The organism is Sphingomonas elodea ATCC 31461 (assembly GCF_000226955.1).
Classification (GTDB): domain Bacteria; phylum Pseudomonadota; class Alphaproteobacteria; order Sphingomonadales; family Sphingomonadaceae; genus Sphingomonas; species Sphingomonas elodea.
The window spans coordinates 82,889-103,662 of record NZ_AGFU01000034.1; the positions used below are offsets into that span (position 1 = coordinate 82,889).

A 20,774-nucleotide genomic window follows, 5' to 3' on the forward strand; every position below is an offset into this window, starting at 1 on the left:
GACGAGGCGCTATTTACGATTGCGAAACCGGCGCGCGCGCAGAAGAAGAGAGCGATGGACGATCCGAAACCCGAAGACCTGCCGACCCGTCGGCGCGCGCTGATGCTGGGCGCTGCGAGTGCCGCAGCGATCGTCTCGATTCGCCCCGCGCTGGCGCAGACCAACGCCTCGATCCTGCAGTGCGAGATCCCGGTGACCGATCCGGCGCGCGCGGGCAGCTATATCGCGGCAGACGGCCGCGTCGTGCCGGCGCGCACGCGCGGTGCCTTCCCCGCGCCGGGGCGCAATTTCAAGGCGCAGGACGTGAAGCGCGCGCTTAACGGCGGCACGCTGCCGGGCACCGATCCGCAGGCGAGCCGCGCCTATACCAACTATATCCGCCGCCTGCAGCGCGGGACCAGCGGCTTCACCTGCTTCGCCTCGCTGCAGATGCCGCGCGGCTGACGGCGCCGGCGGTGTTCTATCGCGCCGCCGATCCCGCGACCTTGCGCGTCGTGCCGCTCGATGCGCTGACGCTGGTCTACCACCGCGCCTCGGGCATCACCCATATCGTCGACGCGCCGGTGCCGGAGATTCTCGACATCCTGGCCGAGGGGCCGCGCGACGTGCCCGGGCTGCTCGCGGTGCTGGCCGCGCGCTTCGACCTCGCCGACCCCGATCCGGCGGCGCTGGCGGTGCGGCTCGACGAGCTCGTCGCGGCGGGGCTGGTGGAGCGGACATGCGCCATCTGAAGCTGCTGCGCATCGGGCCGCTGGGCTTCCGCATCGGCAGCCATTGGCGAGAGCCCATCGCCGCGCTGGACGATCTCTACCGCGACTATCCAGGCCCGCAGGACGGCATCGCGGACTTCAACGTCCACCTGTTCGCGGCGCGGCCCTGGCGGCGGGTGCTGCGCCCCTCGGTGCACATCGCAGGCGACTTCGTGATCCCCGATGCGGCGCCGCTGCCGCTCGCCCAGGGGCTGCTCGCCGCCGAGATGGGGATGAACCTGCAGATGGCGCTGGGGCTGCGGCGCTACCTGCTGCTGCACGCCTCGATGGTCGAGCGCGACGGGCGTGCGGTGCTGATGACCGGCATCTCGGGGGCGGGCAAGTCGACGCTTGCCGCACTGCTCATGGCGCGCGGCTGGCGGCTGATGGGCGACGAGTTCGCGCTGATTGACTGCGCCACCGGGCTCGCCCACGCCTTTCCCCGGCTGGTCAGCCTGAAGAACGAGGCGATCGACGTGGTCGCGCAGGCGCTGCCGGGCGCGCGCTTCGGGCCGCTGCTGGAGGGCACGCCCAAGGGCGCCATCCGCCATCTTGTGCCGGACGCCCGCGCCATCGCCGCGATGGACCAGCCCGCCGAGCCCAGCCTCATCCTCTTCCCCCGCTTCGGGTTCGACGCCGCCGAACGCCCGGTGCTGCCGAGCGAGGCGTTCGTTCGGCTCACCCAGAGCTCCACCAACTATGTGACGCTCGCCGAACGCGGCTTCGACGCGCTGACCCGGCTGGTGCAGAAGGTGCCCTCGCGCGCGATCGACTATCCGGACGCCGAGACCGCCATCGCCATGGTGGAGGCGCTGGCATGAACCCGGCGCTGCTCCTGGCCCGGGTGCTGCGAGATCCTGCCGCGATTGCGGGGCTCTCGGCGCCGGACTGGAACGCGCTCTGGGCCGTCGCCCGCGCCGAACAACTGGCGGGGACGCTCGCGCACCGGATCGCCGGGCTGCCGATGCCCGAGGCGGCGGCGCGGCTGGTGGCAGACGCCATCGCCTCGGCCGAGCAGGGCCGCACCGCAGCGCTGTGGGAAGCCGAGATGGCGCGCCGGGCGCTGGCCGGGCTCGACGTGCCGGTGGTGCTGCTCAAGGGCACCGCGTTCGCGGCGGCGGGACTGTCGCCTTCGGTCGGGCGGACGATCGGCGATCTCGACATCCTCGTGCCGCGCGACGCGATGGCCGAGGTCGAGGCCGCGCTGCTCGCCGCCGGCTGGGAATGGGTGAAGCCCGATCCCTATGACGACGCCTATTATCGCCGCTGGATGCACGAGCTGCCGCCGCTGATCCACCGCGACCGCGACAAGATGATCGACGTGCACCACACGATCCTGCCACTCACCGCGCGCACCCGCCCCGACGCGGCGGCGCTGCTGGCGGGGAGCGTGGCGCTGGGGAACGGGCTGCGCATGCTCTGCCCGCAGGACATGCTGTGCCACGCCGCCGCGCATCTGTTTGCGGACGGCGATCTGGCCGGCGGCATGCGCAACCTGTGGGACATCCACTGCATGCTCGGCGAATTCGGCTTCGACGGGCTGGCGGAACGCGCCGCGCAGCACGGGCTGGGTGCGGCGATGGCGCGGGCGGTACGGCAGTCGGCGCGGCTCTACGGCACCGAGGCGCCGCGCGACTGGCAGGGCTGGGACGCGCTCGATCCGCTGTTCCACCATCGGCTGACGGCGCGGGACCGCTGGGGCCGCTCGACCCGCAAGGCGGTGCAGCTCGGTTTCTACCTCCGCTCGCACCTGCTGCGGATGCCGCCGGCGATGCTCGCGCGGCATTTGTGGACCAAGTGGCGCAAGGGGTATCGGCCCGTCTGATAGCCCAACGGCCGTCATCCCGGCTTTCGCCGGGATGACAGAGAGGGGAGGCGGAGCCGATGCCGGTCGACCCCGCCCCCCTTTCGACAATCAGAAGGTCGCGACCTTGACCATGAACCGCACGTTGCGGCCCGGCTGGACCACCAGATCCTTGTTGAGCGAGGCGGCGTTGCGCTGCACCTCGTCGGTGAGGTTCTGGCCGATGATCGCGAACTCGATTCCCGGCAGCGATTGGAACGGACGCCACGCGATCTGGGCGTTGAGGTTGTTGTAGCCCGGCGTCTCGGTATCGAACGCGCCGAACTTGCTCTGCTTGCCGGCATGGACGAACTGCACGGCGCCATCCAGCCTCGGGCTCAGCCAGTTGATCCCGCCGCCCAGGCGATAGGGCGGGATGCGCGGCACGTTGCCGCCGCTGTCCAGCGTCGCCCGGGTATAGTCGGCCAGCGCGGTCAGCTGCAGCGTGCTGTCCTGTCTGTGGAACAGGTCGTAGCTCGCCTTGCCCTCCAGCCCGCGGAAATGCGCGCCCTGCTGGCGATAGTTCAGCTCCTTCAGGTCGCCGTCGCCGCCCACCGCGCAGGTGCCGTCGTCGTCGCAGGTGCGCCCCGTCAGGTCGCCATAGATATAGTTGTTGAACCAGGTCGAATAGGCGCTGCCGTCGAAGTGGAAGCGATCCAGGTTCACCCGCACCGTCGCCTCGATCGAGTTGGCGCGCTCGATCTTCAGGTTGGGATCGCCGGTCTCGAACGTGTTGGGGCCATCATGCCCGCCGCGCGCGAACAGCTCGGTGATCGCGGGCGCGCGGCCGGTGCTCGATCCGGTCAGGCCCAGCTTCACATGGGCGCCGACATCGAGCAGCGCGCCGATCGCCCCGCTGACCGGCGTATAGTCGCGCGCGGTGAACACGTTCGACGCCGGGGTGCCCTCGGCGCGGACATGCTCGACGCGGCCGCTCGCCTGGAGGTGGAGGATGTCGGTCAGCGGCACTTCGGTGAAGAGGTACGCCGCCTCGCTCTGGGTGGTGGTGGGGAACAGGTAGCTGCTGTCCGCACCGATCGCCGAGAACTTGCGGTTCTGCACCTCGAAGCCGATCGCCGAGTTGCGGATCGGCCCCAGCGGGTTCAGCAGGAACTCGAGGTGCCCGTCGAACTCCTTGTTGCGGAACGTCGTGTCGATCGTGCCGTCGGGTTCCTTCTCGTCATGCGTATAATCGGCATAGCTCGCATCGAGGTTGATGCTCTTGAGCGGGCCGGTGTTCACCGCGAACACGTTGCGCGACATCACCTTGGTCTGGCGCATGTCGATATAGGTGGTGTCGCTGGGGATGCCGTATTTCGAGTTGTACTGGCTGACCGACAGGCCGACATGGCTCGCATCGTCGCCGCCGAAGAAGTAGGAGCCGCCGACCGCGCCGCCATGGCCGCGGAAGAAGCTGTTCTGCTGGGTGCCGAGCGGCGTGTCGTAATTACCGGCGTCGCGGTAGAAGCCATCGGCGTGCAGCGCGACCGCGCCGAGCTTGGCATCGACCAGCGCGCCGCCTTCGCCGACATTGGAGACGGTGCCGTAGCTGCCGACCGCTTCGCCCGACAGCGTCTCCTTCGGCAGCGCCATCGGCACGCGATTGTTGATCACGTTGACGACGCCGCCGATCGCCTGGCTGCCATAGCGCAGCGTACCGGCGCCGCGGACGACCTCGATGCTCTGCGCGGCGAAGGGATCGACCGGCATGCCGTGATCCGGGCCGATGTCCGACACATCGGAGCTGCTCGATCCGTTTTCGAGGATGCGGACGCGCGTCGCGTCCATGCCGCGGATGATCGGCCGGCTGGCGCCGCTGGCGAAGGTGGTGGCGGCGATGCCGGGTTCCTGGGCCAGCACGTCGCTGATGCTCGCGCCGCCGGCGCGCAGGATCTGGTCGCGATCGACATGGGTGACGATCGTCGGCACCTCGTCGCTGGCGATCGCATAGGGCGCGGCGGTGACGATGATGGTGTTCTTGTCGTTCGCCTGCTGCGGGTCGGGATCGGCAAAGGCATGGGGAACGAACGCGACAACGGCCGCGCCCGCGAGAAGGGCAGTACGCATGAAACAAAACTCCGTGAACCTGGGGGACGTCGCGCAGGCGGCGACGCGATATTTCTGTCAGGCGGTGCGGAGTGCGGGCGGCGCGCGGCTGCGCCAGGCGTGCGAACGCAGCGCGCGCGGGGCCGGATCGCCTGCCGGCGATTCCCGCCATTCGGTTGCCGGCTGCGGCGGGCTGAGTGTGGGCGGGGAGGAGGCCAGATAGGCGGCGGCGGTCGCCAGCTCGCCGCAGAACGGGCAATCCTGATCGTCGTCATTCGGCTTGGGCGCGTGATGCGCGTGCGTCGCCTTGACCCAGCCGGGGGTATCATGGGCATGCGCGCGGACGATCCCCGCCTGCCAGCACAGCGCGAACGCGAGCAGCAGTCCCGGCAGCAGCCGGACGAGAAGACCAGGTACGCGGAACGAGCGCATTCACGATGCCGTACCGCAGCATCGTGAATGTTTCAATATATCATTGGTGCGCCAGAGCGGCGATGGCGATCCGCTCCTTCGCCAGCGCGAGCGGCGCGCGGCGATGCGAGACGAGCACCAGCCCGGTGCCCGTCGCATCGAGCCATTGGCCCAGGCGGCGGACCAGTTCGGCCTCGGTCGCGGCGTCCAGGCCTTCGCTCGGCTCGTCGAGCAGCAGCCAGGGCCGCCGGGCGAGCAGCGCGCGGGCCAGTGACAGCCGTTTGCGCTCGCCCCCCGAAAGCGTGCCGCCGGCCTCGGCCACCGGCGTGTCGAGCCCGGCGGGCATCGCGGCGACCGTGGCGTCCAGGCAGGCGATGTGCAGCGCGGCGCGCATTTCGGAGTCGACGATGCCGGGGCGGGCGACGCGGAGATTGTCGGCGATCGAGCCCGCGATCAGCACCGAATCCTGCGGCGCGAGAGCGAACTGGCGGCGCAGCGCATCGGCGGTGCAGCGGTCGACCGGCGTGCCGTCCAGGGTGAGCGCATGGACGGGCGCGCGCAGCCCGGCCAACGCCTCGATAAACCGGGTCTTGCCGGTACCCGAGGCGCCGGTGATCGCGACGCGCGCGCCGGGGGGCAGCGTGCGGCCGTCCAGGCCGATCGGGCGCGCGGCCGCCTCGATCGGCGGCGGCGGCGCGCGATCGCCGGGCAGTTCGGCCAGCGTTGCGAGGCGGGCGAGGCCCTGTTCGACGCTCGCCTGGCGCAGCGCCGTGCGGGCGAAGGCGGCCATCGCCTCCACCGACGCGGCGGCGGCGAGCAGCGCCAGCGCGCGGATCGGGGCGGGCCCTTCGGCGAGGGCGAAGACCAGGGCGGCGGCCAGCGTGCCATAGCCGGCGAGCAGCCCCGCCACGATGCCGTCGCCCCGCGCCAGCGCCGCGCGGGCGCGGTCGAGCGGGCGGGACAGGTCGGCGATCGTGTCCGCAACGCGCGGGGCGAGGCCATAGGCGATGATCTCGGGCCGGGCGGCGGCATAGTCGACGAACGCGGTGCGCAGCGCGCCCAGCGCCTCGGCGGCGTCGGCGGCGGGGCCGGTGGTGAGGCGGCGGGCGGCAAGGGTCAGCAGCGGGGGCAGTGCCGCGAGCAGCAGCGCCAGCGCCAGCGCCGCCTGCCAGCCGGCAAGGGCCACCAGGGCAACCGCGAACAGCGCGGCGGCGAGGCTGGCGGGGCGGCTGGGTCTGCGGACGACCAGATCCTCCAGCGCCTCGATATCGCCGATCAGCCGGGCGCTGGCATCGCCGCCGGCAAGGTCGGGCGCGGTGCGGCTGTCCTGCGCGGCGAGCTTGCCGAACAGCGCGCCGCGCAGGTCCGCCATCGCGGTGAGCGCCGCCTGGTGCGAGAGCAGCCGTTCCCCGTAGCGCCCGGCGGTGCGCAGGATCGCGAGCCCGCGGATCGCCGCGCTGGGGATCAGATAGTTGAACGCGGCGGCGGCTGCCGCGCCGCTGGCGCCGGCGATGGCGGCGCCGGTCAGGAACCAGCCGGACAGGGCGAGCAGCAGGATCGCGGCAAGGCCCGCGATGGTGGCGCAGGCCAGCGCCTGGCGCAGCGTGCGGCGTTCGGGCGCGGCGAGGGGGAAGGGGGTCACAGCGTCACCTTGGCATCGGCTGCCGCGATCAGGCGCGGATCATGGGTGGCGACGATCACCGCGCGGTCGGCGGCGAGGCCGCGGAGCAGCGCGGTGATCGCGGCGGCGGATTCGTCGTCGAGATCGGCGGTCGGCTCGTCGGCGAGCAGCAGCGGCCGATCGGCCAGCAGCGCACGGGCAAGGCCGAGGCGCCGTCGCTCGCCGCCGGAAAGGCCGGAGCCGCGATGGTCGAGCGGCAGGTCGAGGCTCGCGCCCCGGCCGGCGAGCATCGGCGTCAGGCCGACGCGATCGATCGCCGCGAGAATCGCGGCGTCGGTCGCGTGCGGCGCGGCGAGGGCCAGGTTGTCGCGCAGCGTTCCGGGCAGGATGAGGGGGTGTTGCGCGGCCCAGGCGATGCCGCCGGGTGCCGCTGCGGTCAGCGTTCCGCTGCTCGGCACGATCTGCCCGGCAATGGCGGCGAGCAGGCTCGTCTTGCCGCTGCCGGTCGGTCCGGTCAGCGCCAGCATCCCGGTGGTACCGATCGACAGGCTGACCGGCCCGACCGTGCGACCGGGCCAGGCGATCCCTACGTCGCGCGCCGCGATCCCGGCGAACATGCCCGGTTCGGCGGCAGGGGGCGGAAGGTGCGGCACCGCCGCGATCGCGGTGCGCGCCGCCTCGCCCAGCTGCTTGTCGTGATAGGCGGCCGCCAGCCGGCGCATCGGCAGGTAGAATTCGGGCGCCATCGCCAGCGCGAAAAAGGCTTCGCGCAGCGTCAGCGTCTCCGGGCTGGGGAAGGGGAGGAGGCCGAGCAGGCCGAACCCGCAATAGACCGCGACCAGCGCCACCGCGAGCGCCGAGAAGAATTCCAGCACCGCGCTCGACAGGAAGGCGACGCGCAGCACCGCCACGGTGCGGTTCGCCACCTCGCGGGTGGCGGCGCCCACCTGGCGGGCGATCCGCTCCTCCGCAGCAAAGTGGCGCAGGATCGGCAGCGTGCGGACCCGATCGACGAACAGGTCGGACAGGTCGCCCAGCGCCTCCAGCTGACGTTCGGACGCGCGCTTGGCGGCGGTGCCGGCGAGGATCATGCCGAACACAAAGGGCACCAGCGTGCCGATCAGGATGCCCGCAGCGACCAGGCTGGCGCAGGCGATGATCGCTACCGCCGCCAGCGGTGCGGCGGCGGCGGCCACGCGGGCCGGCACGAAGCGCGTTTCATAGCCTTCGATCGTCGCGACATGATCGATCGCCAGCACGGCGGACTGGCCGCTCGATGGCGCGGCGCCGCTGCCGAGCAGTTGTTCGACCAGGCCGCGGCGGAGCGGCGCGGTGCTCGCCTGCGCGCCGCGCACCGCCAGCACCGGCACGGCCCAGGCGGTGGCGGCGCGGACCAGCCCGCCGGCCAGCATCGCCGCGAACGCCGCGCCGGGCACGGGCTGCCCGGCGGCTGCGGCGGCCACGCCGTCCGCGATGCCCCAGGCGAACAGCGCCGCCCCGCCCAAGTCGATGATCCAGGCGAGCCCGGCCTGTTTTTGAAGCGCCATATGAGACAATTTGTACAAGCGATTTCGGCACTGCAACGGAATAGGGGATGTTCCGCATAGGCGGTGGCGCCACCGAAGCCTAGGCCGCGAACACCGGCTCTTTGCTGAGGACAAAACTATGGATATGGCAGTCGTAGAGCTGTCGCGCCTGCAATTCGCGCTGACAGCGATGTACCACTTCCTGTTCGTGCCGTTGACGCTGGGCCTTTCCTTCATCCTCGTGATCACGGAAAGCGTCTATGTCGTCACCGATCGCCCGATCTGGAGGGATATCACCCGATTCTGGGCCAAGCTATTTGGCATCAACTTCGTTCTCGGTGTCGCAACCGGGCTGACGATGGAATTCGAATTCGGGACCAACTGGTCCTATTACTCGCACTATGTGGGCGACATCTTCGGCGCGCCGCTGGCGATCGAGGGGCTGATGGCCTTCTTCCTCGAAGCCACGTTCGTCGGCCTGATGTTCTTCGGCTGGGACCGCCTTTCGAAGCGCCAGCATCTGATGGTGACCTTCCTCACCGCGTTGGGCACCAATCTGTCCGCGTTGTGGATCCTGGTCGCGAACGGCTGGATGCAGCACCCGGCGGGTGCGGTGTTCAACGCCGACACGATGCGCATGGAAGTCACCGATTTCATGGCGGTGATCTTCAATCCGGTCGCCCAGGCGAAGTTCGTCCACACGGTGAGCGCCGGCTATGTCTGCGCCAGCGTGTTCGTGCTCGGCGTCTCGGCATACTACCTGCTCCGCGGGCGGCATTTGGAGCTCGCCAAGCGCAGCTTCGCGGTAGCGGCGGCGTTCGGCCTGGCGGCCTCGCTGTCGGTCGTCGTGCTCGGCGACGAGAGCGGCTATGCGCTGACCGACAACCAGAAGATGAAGCTCGCCGCGATCGAGGCCGAATGGCACACCGAGGCGGCACCGGCCGGCATCACCGTGTTCGGCTTCCCCTCGAACCAGGGTCGCGAGACGCTGTTCCAGGTGAAGGTGCCCTATGTGCTGGGCCTGATCGGCACGCGCAGCCTGACCGGCCAGGTGGAAGGCATCTATCCGCTGGTGGGCAAGGCCCGGCTGCGGATCGAGAACGGCCTGATCGCCTATGATGCGTTGCAGACGCTGAAGACCGATCGCACCAACATCGCCGCCCGGGCGAAGTTCGAGGCGACCAAGGGCGATCTCGGCTATGCCCTGCTGCTGAAGCGCTGGGTCGCCGATCCGCGCCAGGCCAGTGCCACCCAGAAGGATCGCGCCGCCTGGTCGACCGTTCCCAACGTGCCGGCGGTGTTCTGGCTGTTCCGCGGCATGGCGGCGCTCGGCTTCTTCTTCATCGCCTTCTTCGCCGCCGCGATCTACTATGCCAATTCGCGCCGCTTCCACCGAAAGTGGTTCCTGCGCACCGCGATGTGGATCATCCCGCTGCCCTGGATCGCGATCGAATTCGGCTGGGTCGTCGCCGAAGTGGGGCGCCAGCCCTGGGCGGTGGACGGCGTGCTGCCGACCTTCCTCGCGACTTCGAGCCTGACCGTGCCCGCCTTGTGGACCACGATCATCGGCTTCACCGCGATCTATGGCCTGATGGCGGTGATCGAGTTCCGGCTGATGCTGGCGGCGATCAAGCACGGCCCGGAAACCTACACGCCCTGGCAGCCCCGCCACGATGCGGTGCCCGAGCCGCGGCCGCTCCATGCCGTTCCCGCGGAATGAGCGCGAGCAAGGAGAAAGAACATGTCCATCCCGCTCGATTATGAAATCCTGCGCCTGATCTGGTGGGCGCTGCTGGGGGTGCTGCTGATCGGCTTCGCGCTGACCGACGGCTTCGACCTGGGGACGGCGGCGCTGCTGCCGTTCGTGGGGCGCACCGATGAAGAGCGCCGCATGGTGATCAATACCGTCGGGCCGACCTGGGAAGGCAACCAGGTGTGGTTCATCCTGGGGGGCGGCGCGATCTTCGCCGCCTGGCCGTTCGTCTATGCGGTCAGCTTCTCGGGCTTCTACCTTGCGATGTTCCTGGTGCTCGCCGCGCTGATCCTGCGGCCGGTGGGCTTCAAATATCGTTCGAAGCATGCCGATGCCGGCTGGCGCGCGCGCTGGGACTGGGCGTTGTTCCTGGGCGGCTTCGTACCCGCCCTGGTGTTCGGGGTCGCGGTCGGCAACGTGCTGCTCGGCGCGCCCTTCCGCCTCGATAGCGATCTGCGCTCGTTCTATGAAGGCACGCTGCTCGGCCTGTTCACCCCGTTTACGCTGATCACCGGGCTGTTGTCGGTGGCGATGCTGATGTTGCACGGTGCCGGCTGGCTGAGCCTCAAGGCGGAGCAGGGCCCGGTGGTGGCGCGTGCACAGCGCTACGGTACCATCGCCGCGATCCTTTCGATCCTGCTGTTCGCGGTGGGCGGCGCGTTCATCGCCTATGGGGACATGGGGTATCGACTGGTCGGCGTGGTCGATACCAACGGTCCCTCCAACCCCCACCTGATCCAGGCGGTGAAGGCACCGGGGGCGTGGCTCGCTAACTATGGCGCGCATCCCTGGATGCTGGCGGCACCGCTGCTCGGCTTCCTGGGGCCTGTGCTGGCGCTGATCGGCATCCGCAGCCGTAGCGGCACGTTGGTGTTCACCGGTTCGTCGCTGGCGAATATCGGCATAATCGCGACGGTCGGCTTGTCGATGTTCCCGTTCATTCTGCCGAGCGCGATCGATCCCGCTTCCAGCCTCACGGCCTGGAACGCCTCGTCGAGCCACCTCACGCTGTTCATCATGCTGGTGTGCACGCTGGTCTTCCTGCCGATCGTGCTCGCCTACACCGCCTGGGTGTACAAGGTGATGTTCGGACGCGTGACTCGGGAAGAGCTGCGCCTCAACCCCGATCTCTACTGAGGAGTGAACTCGATGTGGTATTTCGCCTGGATCCTGGGAACCAGCCTCGCCGTCGCGGTCGCCGTGCTCAATGGCATCTGGCACGAGTTCCATTCGGACCCCGCGAGCGACCTGACGGTCCTCGACTGAACGGCAGGCGCGGGGCGGCGCCGCGGCGCACGCCCCGCATCGGCGGTACGATAAAAAGGCGGCGAACCCTTTCCGGTTCGCCGCCTTTTACAATGCTGGATTACATCGGGTCGCCGGCGGCGCGACGTTCGAAGATCGCCGCCAGTTCGAGGTGCAGCCGCTTGTGGCGCTCGTTCGGCGCACGCTCCGCGCGATCCCGCTCCTGCTCGGCACGCAGGCGGAAATGGCTTTCAAGAGGGGCCGTTTGTTGGGCGTTCATCAAATCCATCTCGACGGAAGTGCGACTCGTTCGCAGGGAATGTGGTCCTAAGGCGGTCCGGCCGCCATTCCGTAGAAATCACGGTCTGTGCCGATACGGCACGGTTACGACTCGGAGCCGGTCTCGCGTCCTGGTGCACAACAGCGTGCGATAAGTATCGGTATAGAATATCAATTCAGTGAGACACTTGGTTGTGGTGACGGTCTCCTGAGACTTTTCGGTCACAGCCCAACCTGAAAATTTCGTCGGGGCACGAACCTCGATGCGTCGCGTCCGACAGGAACTGTCCTCCGCGCAGCGGGGTTGAGGGATCATTTCCGACGCTTTCAGGAGCCGATTCTTGCAGCGATTCATCGCCGATCTGCCCGGCTGGGTGACAAGCATCGCGGTCGTTGCCGCCGCGATCCTCGTGGCGTTGCTGGTCCACCGCATGATCTTCGCGCTGGCGCGGCGGGCGTCGATGCGCACGCGCAGCCAGCTCGACGACATCGTCATCCGCCGGCTGTACCGGCCGGGGCGCTGGCTGCTGATGGCGATCGCGCTGTCCTTCGTCCAGCCTGGGCTGGATCTGGGCGAGAGCGGCACCCGCGCCTGGGCGCAAGGTGCCGGGCTGCTGGTGCCCGGGCTGATCGGCTGGATGCTGGTCGCGCTGCTGGGCGTGCTGTTCGACTGGATCTTGCTGCGCGCCGATGTGAGCGTGGCGGACAATCTGCGCGCCCGCCGGTGGCGAACCCGTGCCTCGATCCTGCGCCGGATCATTCTGTTCGTGGTGCTGGCGATCACCTTCTGCCTGATGCTGATGAGCATCCCCAGCGTGCGCAGCATCGGCGTGACGCTGATCGCCTCGGCCGGCCTCGCCGCGCTGGCGGTGGGCGCCGCCGCGCAGCCGGCGCTGAAGAACCTGATCGCCGGCATCCAGATGGCGTTTTCCGAGCCGATTCGCCTCGACGACGTGGTGATCGTGGAGGGCGAATGGGGGCGGATCGAGGATATCCGCCTGACCTATGTCGTGGTGCGGCTGTGGGACGAGCGGCGGCTGGTGGTGCCCGTCTCCCAGTTTCTCGAAAAGAGCTTTCAGAACTGGACGCGCGAGACCAGCCAGCTGCTCGGCAGCGTGTTCTGGTATCTCGACCCCGCCGCCGACATCCCCCGGCTGCGCGCCAAAATGGAGGAGCTGGTGAAGGCCAATCCGCGCTGGGACGGGCGCTTCTGCAACCTCCAGGTAACCGACGTGAAGCCCGAGGCGATCGAGGTGCGCGGGCTGATGACCGCCAAGGATGCCTCGACCGCCTTCGACCTGCGCTGCGACATCCGCGAGGGGCTGCTCGCCTATATCCGGCAGGAGATGCCCGAGGCGCTGGTTCGCGCCCGCGGGCTGCTGGAGTTTAAGCCACCGCGCGTGGAGAGCGACTCCTTATTCTAGAGCCGTCCTCCCGGCGGAAGCCGGGATCCAGTCGCCGCTCCGCCGCAGCAAGCGCCTTGACGGAGCCCCCAATGGATCCCGGCTTTCGCCGGGATGACGGGATGAGTCTTGGTATCACGCCTCGACCGGAAGCCGGGTCTCCGTCTCCATCGGCACGCTCCTGAGCTCGTCGGTGAACTTCTTGAGCCACCACATCACGTCCTGTTCGTCGACGCCCTGCTTCAGCGCCTGCCAGCGCTCGATCCGCTCCTCGAGCGGCATGTTGAGCGCCTGGCAGATCGCGTCGGAGACTTCCTCGGCGCTGTAGGGATTGACCAGCAGCGCCTGCTCCATCTGGATCGCCGCGCCGGCGAACTTGGAGAGGATCAGCACGCCGGGATCCTCGGGATCCTGCGCCGCGACATATTCCTTCGCCACGAGGTTCATCCCGTCGCGAAGGGGGGTGACGAGGCCGATCCTGGCCGCCCGGTACACGCCCGCCAGCACGTCGCGCGGATAGCCCTGGTTGACGTAGCGCAGCGGCACCCAGTCGAGATCGGCATGCGCGCCGTTGATCTTGCCCGACAGGCCCTCCAGCGTGTTGCGGATGCGCTGATAGGTCTCCACCGTCGCCCGCGAGGGCGGGGCGATCTGGAGCAGATACACTTCCTTGCGCTGCTCGGGGTAGGTGGCGAGGAAGCGTTCATAGCCGAGGAAGCGCTCCTCCAGCCCCTTGGAGTAATCGAGCCGGTCGACGCCGACGATCAGGGAGCGGCCGACCGAGCTGGTGCGCATCTGCTCGAAGGTCTCGCGCGCGGACTCGCTTTCGGCCAGCGCGGCGAATTCCTTGGCGTCGATGCCGATCGGGCAGGCGACCAGCTTCACGCTTTTCAGGCCGATGCGCAGCACGCCGTCGGGCTGGACCACCGCTTCCATCTCGGCGCGGGCGAAGTCGATGAAGCTCTCCATCCATTCCTGGGTGTGGAAGCCGATCACGTCATAGGCGAACAGCGTCTCGATCAGTTCGTGCGCCTTGGGCAGGCTGGAGAGCAGCCGGCGCGGCGGCCAGGGGATGTGGAGGAAGAAGCCGATCCGGTTCTTGCAGCCCCGCCGGCGCAGTTCCTGGCCGAGCGGGAACATGTGATAGTCCTGCACCCATACCACGTCGTCGGGCTCGATCAGCGGGCGGACGGTGTCGGCGAAGCGCTCGTTGACGCGCTGATAGCCGCCGGCGAAACCCCGCTCATATTCCGCCAGGTCGATCCGGTAGTGGAACAGCGGCCACAGCGTGCGGTTGGCATAGCCGTTATAATATTCGTCGATGTCCTGCTCTTCGAGGTCGACCGTCGCGGTGGTCACCCCTTCGCTGCGCTGCATGCTGATCTGGCCGGTGAACTGGTCGGTCTGTTCGCCGGACCAGCCGAACCAGATGCCGCCATTTTCGCGCAAGGCGGCGGCGAGCGCGACGGCCAGCCCCCCTTGCGCGCCGGAGTTGGAGCCGTTGGGCGCGGTTACGCGGTTCGAAATGACGATCAGGCGGCTCAACGGATCGAACTCCAGGGTTTGCTCAGCAGGACGGCACAGTTGATCATGCCGACCAGCGAGTAGGTCTGGGGATAATTGCCCCACAATTCCCCGGTCACGGGGTCGATATCCTCGGAGAGCAGCCCGGCGGCGGTGCGCCGGGTGAGCATCTCCTCGAACAAGGCGCGCGCTTCGTCGGTGCGGCCGGTGATGTGCAGCGCTTCGATCAACCAGAACGTACAGAAGTTGAACGCGGTTTCCGGCAGGCCGAAATCATCCTCGGTATCGTAGCGCAGCATCGTCGATCCGCGCCGCAAGCCGGCCTCGACGGCCTTCAGCGTATCGGCGAAGCGGGGATCGTCGGGCGCCAGGAAACGCATCTCCAGCAGCTGGAGCAGGCTGGCGTCGAGATCGTCGCCCGAGAAGGTGGCGGAGAAGCGCTGCGTTTCCGCGCGCCAGGCCTTGTCGAACACGGTCGTGCGGATCGTGTCCGCGCGGCTCTGCCAGAAGGCGCGGCGTTCCTCGAGGCCCAGCACATGCGCGGCGTTGGCGAGCCGGTCGCACGCCGCCCAGCACATCGCCACCGAATAGGTGTGGACGCTCTGGCGGGTGCGCAGCTCCCACAGGCCGGCATCGGGGGAGTCGTGATACTGCCACGCCCGTTCGCCGACGCGCTCCAGCGCCTCGAAATCCTCGATGCCGGCGATGCGGTACAGCCGCTGGTCGAAAAAGGCCTGGACGTTGGACAGGACGATCTGGCCATAGGCATCGTGCTGGACCTGTTCATAGGCCTGATTGCCGACGCGCACCGGCCCCATGCCGCGATAGCCGGCGAGATCGGGCGCCTCGCGCTCCTCCAGCGTCGCTTCGCCGAGCACGCCGTACAGCGGCTGGATATGGCCGCCGCGCGGCTCGGCCTTGGCATCGTCGACGATGTTGCGGAGATAGCCGAGATAGGTTTCGAGCACGTCGAGCGCGCCCAGCCGGTTGAGCGCCTGCACCGTGTAATAGGCGTCGCGGATCCAGCAGTAGCGATAGTCCCAGTTGCGCTGCGAGCCGGCATGTTCGGGGATCGAGGTGGTCAAGGCTGCGACGATCGCGCCGGTCTCCTCGTGCTGGCACAGCTTGAGCGTGATGGCAGAGCGGATCACCACGTCCTGCCATTCGAGCGGGATGTTCAGGCCGCGCACCCAGTGCTGCCACTCGGCGATGCTGTTGAGCAGCATGTCGTCCACCGTCTCGGCGACGTCGCCGCTGAAGCTCTCGTCGGGCCCGAGGAAGAAGTGCAGCGGCTTCTCGACGCGGAACAGCCGTTCCTCGTCCACCATGCCGACCGGCGCGGTGGTAGTGAGGCGCAGCGTCATCGGCTCGACCAGATAGCGAAGGTGGTTGGAGCCGCCGATGCGGGTCTTGCAGCTTTTGCCCCAGCCGCAGGCCGGGCGCAGCTTCACCCGGATGCGCGGGCTGCCCGCCACCGGCTTGACGATGCGCGCGAAGGCGACCGGCCGATACACCCGGCCCAGCCGCTGGAAGCGCGGGCAGAAATCGGTGACTTCGATCGCGTTGCCGGCCACGTCGGTATGGCGGCTGACCAGGATGGGGGCGTTGCGCAGATAGCGCTGCTCGACCGAGACGACGCCGTCTAGCGCGATGTCCCAATATCCGCCCTCGGGTTCCTCGCCGCCGACCAGCGCCGAGAACAGCGGATCGCCGTCGACGCGCGGCACGCAGCCCCAGACGAAGCGGCCGGTACGATCGATCAGCGCGCTGACCTGGCAGTTGCCGATCGGCCAGAGATCGAGAGTCGTCATGCGTGGACTCCGGCAGCAGTGGCGAGCCAGGTTAGCACGCCGGTCACGTCGTCGACGCGGTAGCGCGCGTCGGTGGGGCGGGGCGGGCCGACCAGCACGCCGGCGCCGCCCAGCAGCGCCACGGCGGAAAAGCCGGGCTCGTCGGTCACGTCGTCGCCGAGGAACACCGCGCGGCCGGCGGCGAAGCGCGGATCGGCCATCAGCGTGCGGATCGCGCTGCCCTTGTCGCCGCCGGGGCTGCGCACCTCGACCATCATCTTGCCGTGCTGCAGGTACAGGCCGTGTTCGGCGGCGAGCCGCTCGCCCAGCGCGATCGCGTCGGCCTCATGCTCGGGGTTCAGCCGGTAATGCACCGCGGCGCCGAGCGGCTTGTCCTCCAGCACCACGCCGGGGCGACCCTCCGCAAAGGCGCGCATCGCCGCCAGCGCCTCGACCAGCCCGGCGGGGCGCTCGGCGCGTTCGCGGCGGCCGTCGGACCAGCGGAACTCCATGCCGTGGCTGCCGACGACCGAGGGCGCGCGGTCGCCGAACATCGCGGCCAGATCCTCGGCCGGGCGGCCGCTCACCAGCGCGAGGCGGCCGTCGAGCTTTTCCTCCAGCGTGCGGATCAGGTCGACCAGCGTGCCATCGACCACCACGCCCTCGGGATGGTCGGCGAGTTCGACCAGCGTCCCGTCGAAATCGAGGAACAGGCTGGCGGTATCGAGCAGGTCCGCCGGCGGCGGCATCAGCGAAACGGTTTCCCGGTCGGGCATGCAACTCCTCATCGGGGCGCCAGCAGACGGGCGCGCCCAGGGGTTCGTTACGCGCGCGGGCCCGATCCGTTCCCCGCCTCGTCCGATTCATGCTGCACCTGCGTAGTGCCGAAGCGCAGCGACAGGCCGTGGTACAGCCGTTTCCTGGAGACGCGCTGCGCGGTAACGTCGGCGATCAGCGCGGCGGCGAGCAGGGGCAGCATCAGCCCGCGGCTCGCGGTGGTCTCGGCGATGATGATCACCGCGGTGAGCGGCGCGCGGACCACGCCGGTGAAATAGGCGACCATGCCGAGCAGGACGATCGTCCCGCCCGGCGCGGTTGGGAACATCGGCCGGACGAGGTCGCCGACGCCGGCACCCACCGACAGCGACGGCGCGAAGATGCCGCCGGGGATGCCGGCGACCGCGGTGGCGAGCGTCGTCACGAACTTGGCAGGGCTGTACCACCAGGGGATCGCGCCGGTGGTGATCGCGGTGCGGGCCGCGTCATAGCCGGTGCCCCAGGTGAGGCCGGTCGCCACGCCGAGGATCGCCACGACCAGGCCGCAGCCCGCGGCAAAGACCAGCTTGTGGCGGCGCACCGCGACCAGCGGCGGCCATGCCGATCCGCCGGCCGCGAGCATCAGCCGCGAGAAGAGGCCACCGGCGAGGCCGCCCACCACGCCCGCCACGGGTGCGGCGAGGATGGCCTGGCGCAGCGGCAGCGTGTCGCGCATCGCGCCGAAATAGACATAGTCCCCGGCGATGCCGAGGCTGGTCATGCCGGCGATCAGCACCGCGGCCATCACCAGCACCGCCATGCGCTGCTCATAGGCGGCGGCGAGTTCCTCGATCGCGAAGGCGACCCCGGCGAGCGGGGTGTTGAACGCCGCCGCGACGCCCGCCGCGCCTCCGGCGATGAACACCGAGGCGCGGATCGGCACGCGGGCAAGGCGATGGGCATAGCCCATGATCGCGGCGGCGACCTGCACCGTCGGCCCCTCGCGGCCCGTGGAGGCGCCGACCAGCACCGCGCCGATGGTGAGGACCAGTTTCAGCATCACGGTTTTCGCGGCGGTGAGGCTGGTCATCGCATGGTCGGGATCGCGGGTCGCCGCCATCACCTGCGGGATGCCCGAGCCGGTCGCATCGGGGGCGAAGCGGCGGGTGGCCCAGGCAAAGAAGGCAAAGCCGGCGGGGGTGAGGAGGAGGGGGAGCCACCACCAGGTCCGCTCCTGCGCGGTGAAACGTCGCGCGGCCCAGTCGGCGGATTCGGCGAAGGCGAGCGCGACCAGCCCGATCACGATCGCCCCGCCAAGAAAGGCGACGCGGCGGCGCCAGGTCTGCACGCTGGGCCCGTGCCGGCGCACGATCGCGCGGACACGGCGGGTGGTTTGGTGGCGGTCCATGCACTCCCTCAGCCTGGCCCCCGCCGCGGGCGCTGTAGCGGGGGCAGGGGCGGAGCGCCAGCCCAAGATCCTCCCCGGCACGGGGAGCGGGACCGCCGCCGAAGGCGGTGGTGGAGGGGGGCTTCCACATGGGGCGTCCCTCGCGGCGATCCCCCTCCGCCAAGCCGCTGCGCGTCTTGGTCTCCCTCCCCGTGCCGGGGAGGATCTAGGTTAGGCGAACGCGGGCATACCCGGCAGCAGCTTGTCCAGCGTCACCGGATAGTCCCGCACCCGCACGCCGCAGGCATTGTAGATCGCGTTCGCCACGGCCGCACCGACGCCGCACAGGCCGAGTTCGCCCACGCCCTTCGCCTTCATCGGCGACGTCGTGGGATCGGTCTCCTCGAGAAAGATCACCTCTTGGTGCGGGATGTCGGCATGGACCGGCACCTCGTAGCCGGCGAGATCGTGGTTCACGAAATAGCCGAAGCGCTTGTCGACCGCGAGCTCCTCCATCAGCGCCGAGCCGACGCCCATGGTCATCGCGCCGATCACCTGGCTGCGCGCCGACTTCGGGTTGAGGATCCGCCCCGCCGCGCACACCGCCAGCATGCGGCGCACGCGGACCTCGGCGGTGGCGGCATCGACGCCGACCTCGACGAAATGCGCGCCGAAGGTGGACTGCTGATACTTCTTGGCGAGGTCTCCGTAATCCATGAAGTCCTCGGCAACGAGCTCGCCGCCCTTGGCCGCCTCGGCCAGCGCGACGCTGCGGTTGCCGGCGCGGACATGGCCGTCCTCGAACACCACATCGGCCGAGTTGAAGCCGAGCGCCGCGGTCACCTTGTCGCGCAGCATCGAACAGGCGGCGTAGACGCCCGCGGTCGAACTGTTGGCGCCCCATTGCCCGCCCGAGCCCGCCGAGGCGGGGAAGCTGGAATCGCCCAGCCGCACCACCACCGTCTCCAGCGGTACGCCCATCATCTCCGCCGCGGTCTGCGCGATGATCGTGTAGGTGCCGGTGCCGATATCGGTCATGTCGGTCTCGACCGTGACTACGCCCTTGCCATCGAGCCGCACCCGCGCGCCGGACTTGCCGTTGAGGTTGTTGCGGAACGCCGCGGCCATGCCCATGCCGATCAGCCAGCGGCCCTCACGGATCGCCCCCGGCGCCTTGGCGCGCTTGGCCCAGCCGAACTTTTCCGCGCCGATCCGCATGCATTGGATCAGCTGGCGCTGCGAGAAGGGGCGGTTGGCGGCTTCGGGATCGACCTGGGTGTCGTTGATCGCGCGGAATTCGACTGGGTCCATGCCCAGCTTCTCCGCCATCTCGTCCATCGCGATTTCGAGCGCCATCAGCCCCGGTGCCTCGCCCGGCGCCCGCATCGCATTGCCCTCGGGCAGGTCGAGCACCGCGAGCCGCATCGCGGTGAGCCGGTTTTCGCCGGCATAGAGCAGGCGGGTCTGGCCCACCGCCGTCTCCGGCCCGCCGCCGGGCAGGTCGCCCGACCAGCTTTCATGGCCGATCGCAGTGATCTTGCCGTCCCTGGTCGCGCCCAGCCGGATGCGCTGAATCGTCGCCGGACGGTGCGTCGTGTTGTTGGCGATCAGCGGGCGCTGGAGCGCCACCTTCACCGGACGCCCCGCCGCCTTGGCGCCGAGCGCCGCGAGAATCGCGTCGGCGCGGACGAACAGCTTGCCGCCGAACCCGCCGCCGACGAAGGGCGACATCAGCCGCACCTTCTCCTTCGGTAGGCCCAGCGTCCGCGCGACGTCGCCCTTGCCCCAGTTGATCATCTGGTTCGAGGTCCACAGCAGCAGCTGGTCGCCCTCCCACTTCGCGGTGGAGGCATGCGGCTCCATCATCGCGTGCGAGTGGTCGGGCGTGGTGTAGCGCGCGTCGAGCTGCACCGGCGCGGCGGCAAAGGCGCCGGCGAAATTGCCGACCTTGCTTTCGGACGGCCCGCCGAAGCCCGGCGGCGGCAGCGGCGCATTCGCCATCTCGGCCTCGAGATCGAACCGGCCCTTGGTGCGGGCATAGTCGATGCGGATCAGCGACGATGCCGCGCGCGCCTGCTCGAAGGTCTCCGCGACCACCAGCGCGACCGCCTGGTGGTAATGCTCGATCTCGGGCCCGCCGAGCAGATTGGCGGTGTTGAAATTGCCCTTGGTCAGCTTGCCGGCATTTTCTGCGGTGACGATCGCGAGCACCCCAGGGGCTGCCTTGGCTGCAGTCAGATCCATGCCGATAATGCGGCCCTTGGCGATCGCCGAGCCGAGCACATAGCCATAGGCTGCACCCGGCGCGACATCATGCCGCTCATAGGCATAGGGCGCGCGGCCGGTGGTCTTGAGTGGGCCGTCGATCCGGTCGGTGGCCTTGCCGACCACCTTGAGGCGGTCGATCGGGTTGGTCGTGGCGGGGGTATCGAACTTCATGG

Annotated in this window: 18 protein-coding genes; 8 read left to right on the top strand and 10 right to left on the bottom strand. The window is 69.3% G+C overall.

The annotated features are described in order from the left end of the window. Positions 1 to 54: 54 nt before the first annotated feature. From KK7_RS0110920 to KK7_RS0110935, 4 genes are read left to right on the top strand one after another with little or no spacing between them, the layout of a single operon-like run. Positions 55 to 444 (top strand): hypothetical protein, encoded by a 390-nt coding sequence (locus tag KK7_RS0110920; RefSeq protein ID WP_010544689.1) that lies wholly within the window; start codon positions 55 to 57, stop codon positions 442 to 444. An 11-nt stretch (positions 445 to 455) separates the two neighbouring features. Then, positions 456 to 731 carry an HPr-rel-A system PqqD family peptide chaperone gene (locus KK7_RS0110925; protein WP_010544690.1) on the top strand — a complete coding sequence of 92 codons (276 nt, stop codon included), beginning with the start codon at positions 456 to 458 and terminating at the stop codon, positions 729 to 731. Beyond that, complete coding sequence (locus KK7_RS0110930; protein ID WP_010544691.1) at positions 719 to 1,570, top strand: HprK-related kinase A; 852 nt, start codon at positions 719 to 721, stop codon at positions 1,568 to 1,570. The genes KK7_RS0110925 and KK7_RS0110930 overlap by 13 nt, the downstream gene beginning before the upstream one ends. Next, complete coding sequence (locus KK7_RS0110935; protein ID WP_010544692.1) at positions 1,567 to 2,574, top strand: nucleotidyltransferase domain-containing protein; 1,008 nt, start codon at positions 1,567 to 1,569, stop codon at positions 2,572 to 2,574. The genes KK7_RS0110930 and KK7_RS0110935 overlap by 4 nt, the downstream gene beginning before the upstream one ends. Positions 2,575 to 2,664: 90 nt before the next feature. On the opposite strand, the gene KK7_RS0110940 is transcribed toward KK7_RS0110935, so the two are convergent. Genes KK7_RS0110940 through KK7_RS0110955 form a run of 4 tightly spaced genes read right to left on the bottom strand, consistent with a single transcriptional unit; the run spans position 2,665 to position 8,217 of the window. Then, complete coding sequence (locus tag KK7_RS0110940; protein WP_010544693.1) at positions 2,665 to 4,659, bottom strand: TonB-dependent receptor; 1,995 nt, start codon at positions 4,657 to 4,659, stop codon at positions 2,665 to 2,667. Positions 4,660 to 4,716: 57 nt separating this feature from the next. Continuing rightward, positions 4,717 to 5,070: a DUF2946 family protein gene (locus tag KK7_RS0110945; RefSeq protein ID WP_010544694.1), complete on the bottom strand. Its 354-nt coding sequence runs from the start codon at positions 5,068 to 5,070 to the stop codon at positions 4,717 to 4,719. Positions 5,071 to 5,110: 40 nt separating this feature from the next. Beyond that, positions 5,111 to 6,691 (bottom strand): ATP-binding cassette domain-containing protein, encoded by a 1,581-nt coding sequence (locus tag KK7_RS0110950; RefSeq protein ID WP_010544695.1) that lies wholly within the window; start codon positions 6,689 to 6,691, stop codon positions 5,111 to 5,113. After that, positions 6,688 to 8,217 carry an ABC transporter ATP-binding protein/permease gene (locus KK7_RS0110955; protein ID WP_010544696.1) on the bottom strand — a complete coding sequence of 510 codons (1,530 nt, stop codon included), beginning with the start codon at positions 8,215 to 8,217 and terminating at the stop codon, positions 6,688 to 6,690. Before KK7_RS0110955 ends, KK7_RS0110950 begins: the two co-directional genes overlap by 4 nt. Positions 8,218 to 8,335: 118 nt before the next feature. Here KK7_RS0110955 and KK7_RS0110960 point away from each other — a divergent pair, with 118 nt between their 5' ends. Genes KK7_RS0110960 through cydX form a run of 3 tightly spaced genes read left to right on the top strand, consistent with a single transcriptional unit; the run spans position 8,336 to position 11,215 of the window. Further along, on the top strand, positions 8,336 to 9,916 hold the full coding sequence (locus tag KK7_RS0110960) for a cytochrome ubiquinol oxidase subunit I (protein ID WP_029623183.1): 1,581 nt from the start codon (positions 8,336 to 8,338) through the stop codon (positions 9,914 to 9,916). Positions 9,917 to 9,937: 21 nt separating this feature from the next. Beyond that, the gene (cydB, locus tag KK7_RS0110965; protein ID WP_010544698.1) at positions 9,938 to 11,086 is read left to right on the top strand and encodes a cytochrome d ubiquinol oxidase subunit II; all 1,149 of its coding nucleotides are present in this window, start codon (positions 9,938 to 9,940) and stop codon (positions 11,084 to 11,086) included. A 12-nt stretch (positions 11,087 to 11,098) separates the two neighbouring features. Then, the gene (gene cydX, locus KK7_RS21885; protein WP_010544699.1) at positions 11,099 to 11,215 is read left to right on the top strand and encodes a cytochrome bd-I oxidase subunit CydX; all 117 of its coding nucleotides are present in this window, start codon (positions 11,099 to 11,101) and stop codon (positions 11,213 to 11,215) included. Positions 11,216 to 11,315: 100 nt separating this feature from the next. Here the strand turns inward: cydX and KK7_RS22900 are convergent, their stop codons facing one another. Then, a complete protein-coding gene (locus tag KK7_RS22900) occupies positions 11,316 to 11,474 on the bottom strand; it encodes a hypothetical protein (RefSeq protein WP_158000000.1) in 159 nt (52 codons plus the stop codon). Between the two features lie 340 nt (positions 11,475 to 11,814). On the opposite strand from KK7_RS22900, the gene KK7_RS0110980 reads away from it, so the two are divergent. Further along, the gene (locus KK7_RS0110980) at positions 11,815 to 12,897 is read left to right on the top strand and encodes a mechanosensitive ion channel family protein (protein ID WP_010544700.1); all 1,083 of its coding nucleotides are present in this window, start codon (positions 11,815 to 11,817) and stop codon (positions 12,895 to 12,897) included. A 114-nt stretch (positions 12,898 to 13,011) separates the two neighbouring features. Here KK7_RS0110980 and KK7_RS0110985 read toward each other — a convergent pair whose 3' ends face one another. The 5 genes from KK7_RS0110985 to paoC all read right to left on the bottom strand — a co-directional run bounded on the left by KK7_RS0110985 (position 13,012) and on the right by paoC (position 20,772). Continuing rightward, on the bottom strand, positions 13,012 to 14,421 hold the full coding sequence (locus KK7_RS0110985; RefSeq protein ID WP_010544701.1) for an alpha,alpha-trehalose-phosphate synthase (UDP-forming): 1,410 nt from the start codon (positions 14,419 to 14,421) through the stop codon (positions 13,012 to 13,014). After that, positions 14,418 to 16,211, bottom strand: a complete 1,794-nt coding sequence (locus KK7_RS0110990) for a glycoside hydrolase family 15 protein (protein ID WP_010544702.1) — start codon at positions 16,209 to 16,211, stop codon at positions 14,418 to 14,420. The genes KK7_RS0110985 and KK7_RS0110990 overlap by 4 nt, the downstream gene beginning before the upstream one ends. Then, positions 16,208 to 16,966 (bottom strand): trehalose-phosphatase, encoded by a 759-nt coding sequence (gene otsB, locus KK7_RS0110995; RefSeq protein WP_010544703.1) that lies wholly within the window; start codon positions 16,964 to 16,966, stop codon positions 16,208 to 16,210. Before otsB ends, KK7_RS0110990 begins: the two co-directional genes overlap by 4 nt. A gap of 47 nt (positions 16,967 to 17,013) precedes the next feature. Then, a complete protein-coding gene (locus KK7_RS0111000) occupies positions 17,014 to 18,354 on the bottom strand; it encodes a chloride channel protein (protein ID WP_010544704.1) in 1,341 nt (446 codons plus the stop codon). A 210-nt stretch (positions 18,355 to 18,564) separates the two neighbouring features. Beyond that, the gene (gene paoC / locus KK7_RS0111005; protein ID WP_010544705.1) at positions 18,565 to 20,772 is read right to left on the bottom strand and encodes an aldehyde oxidoreductase molybdenum-binding subunit PaoC; all 2,208 of its coding nucleotides are present in this window, start codon (positions 20,770 to 20,772) and stop codon (positions 18,565 to 18,567) included. Between the last annotated feature and the right edge of the window lie 2 nt (positions 20,773 to 20,774).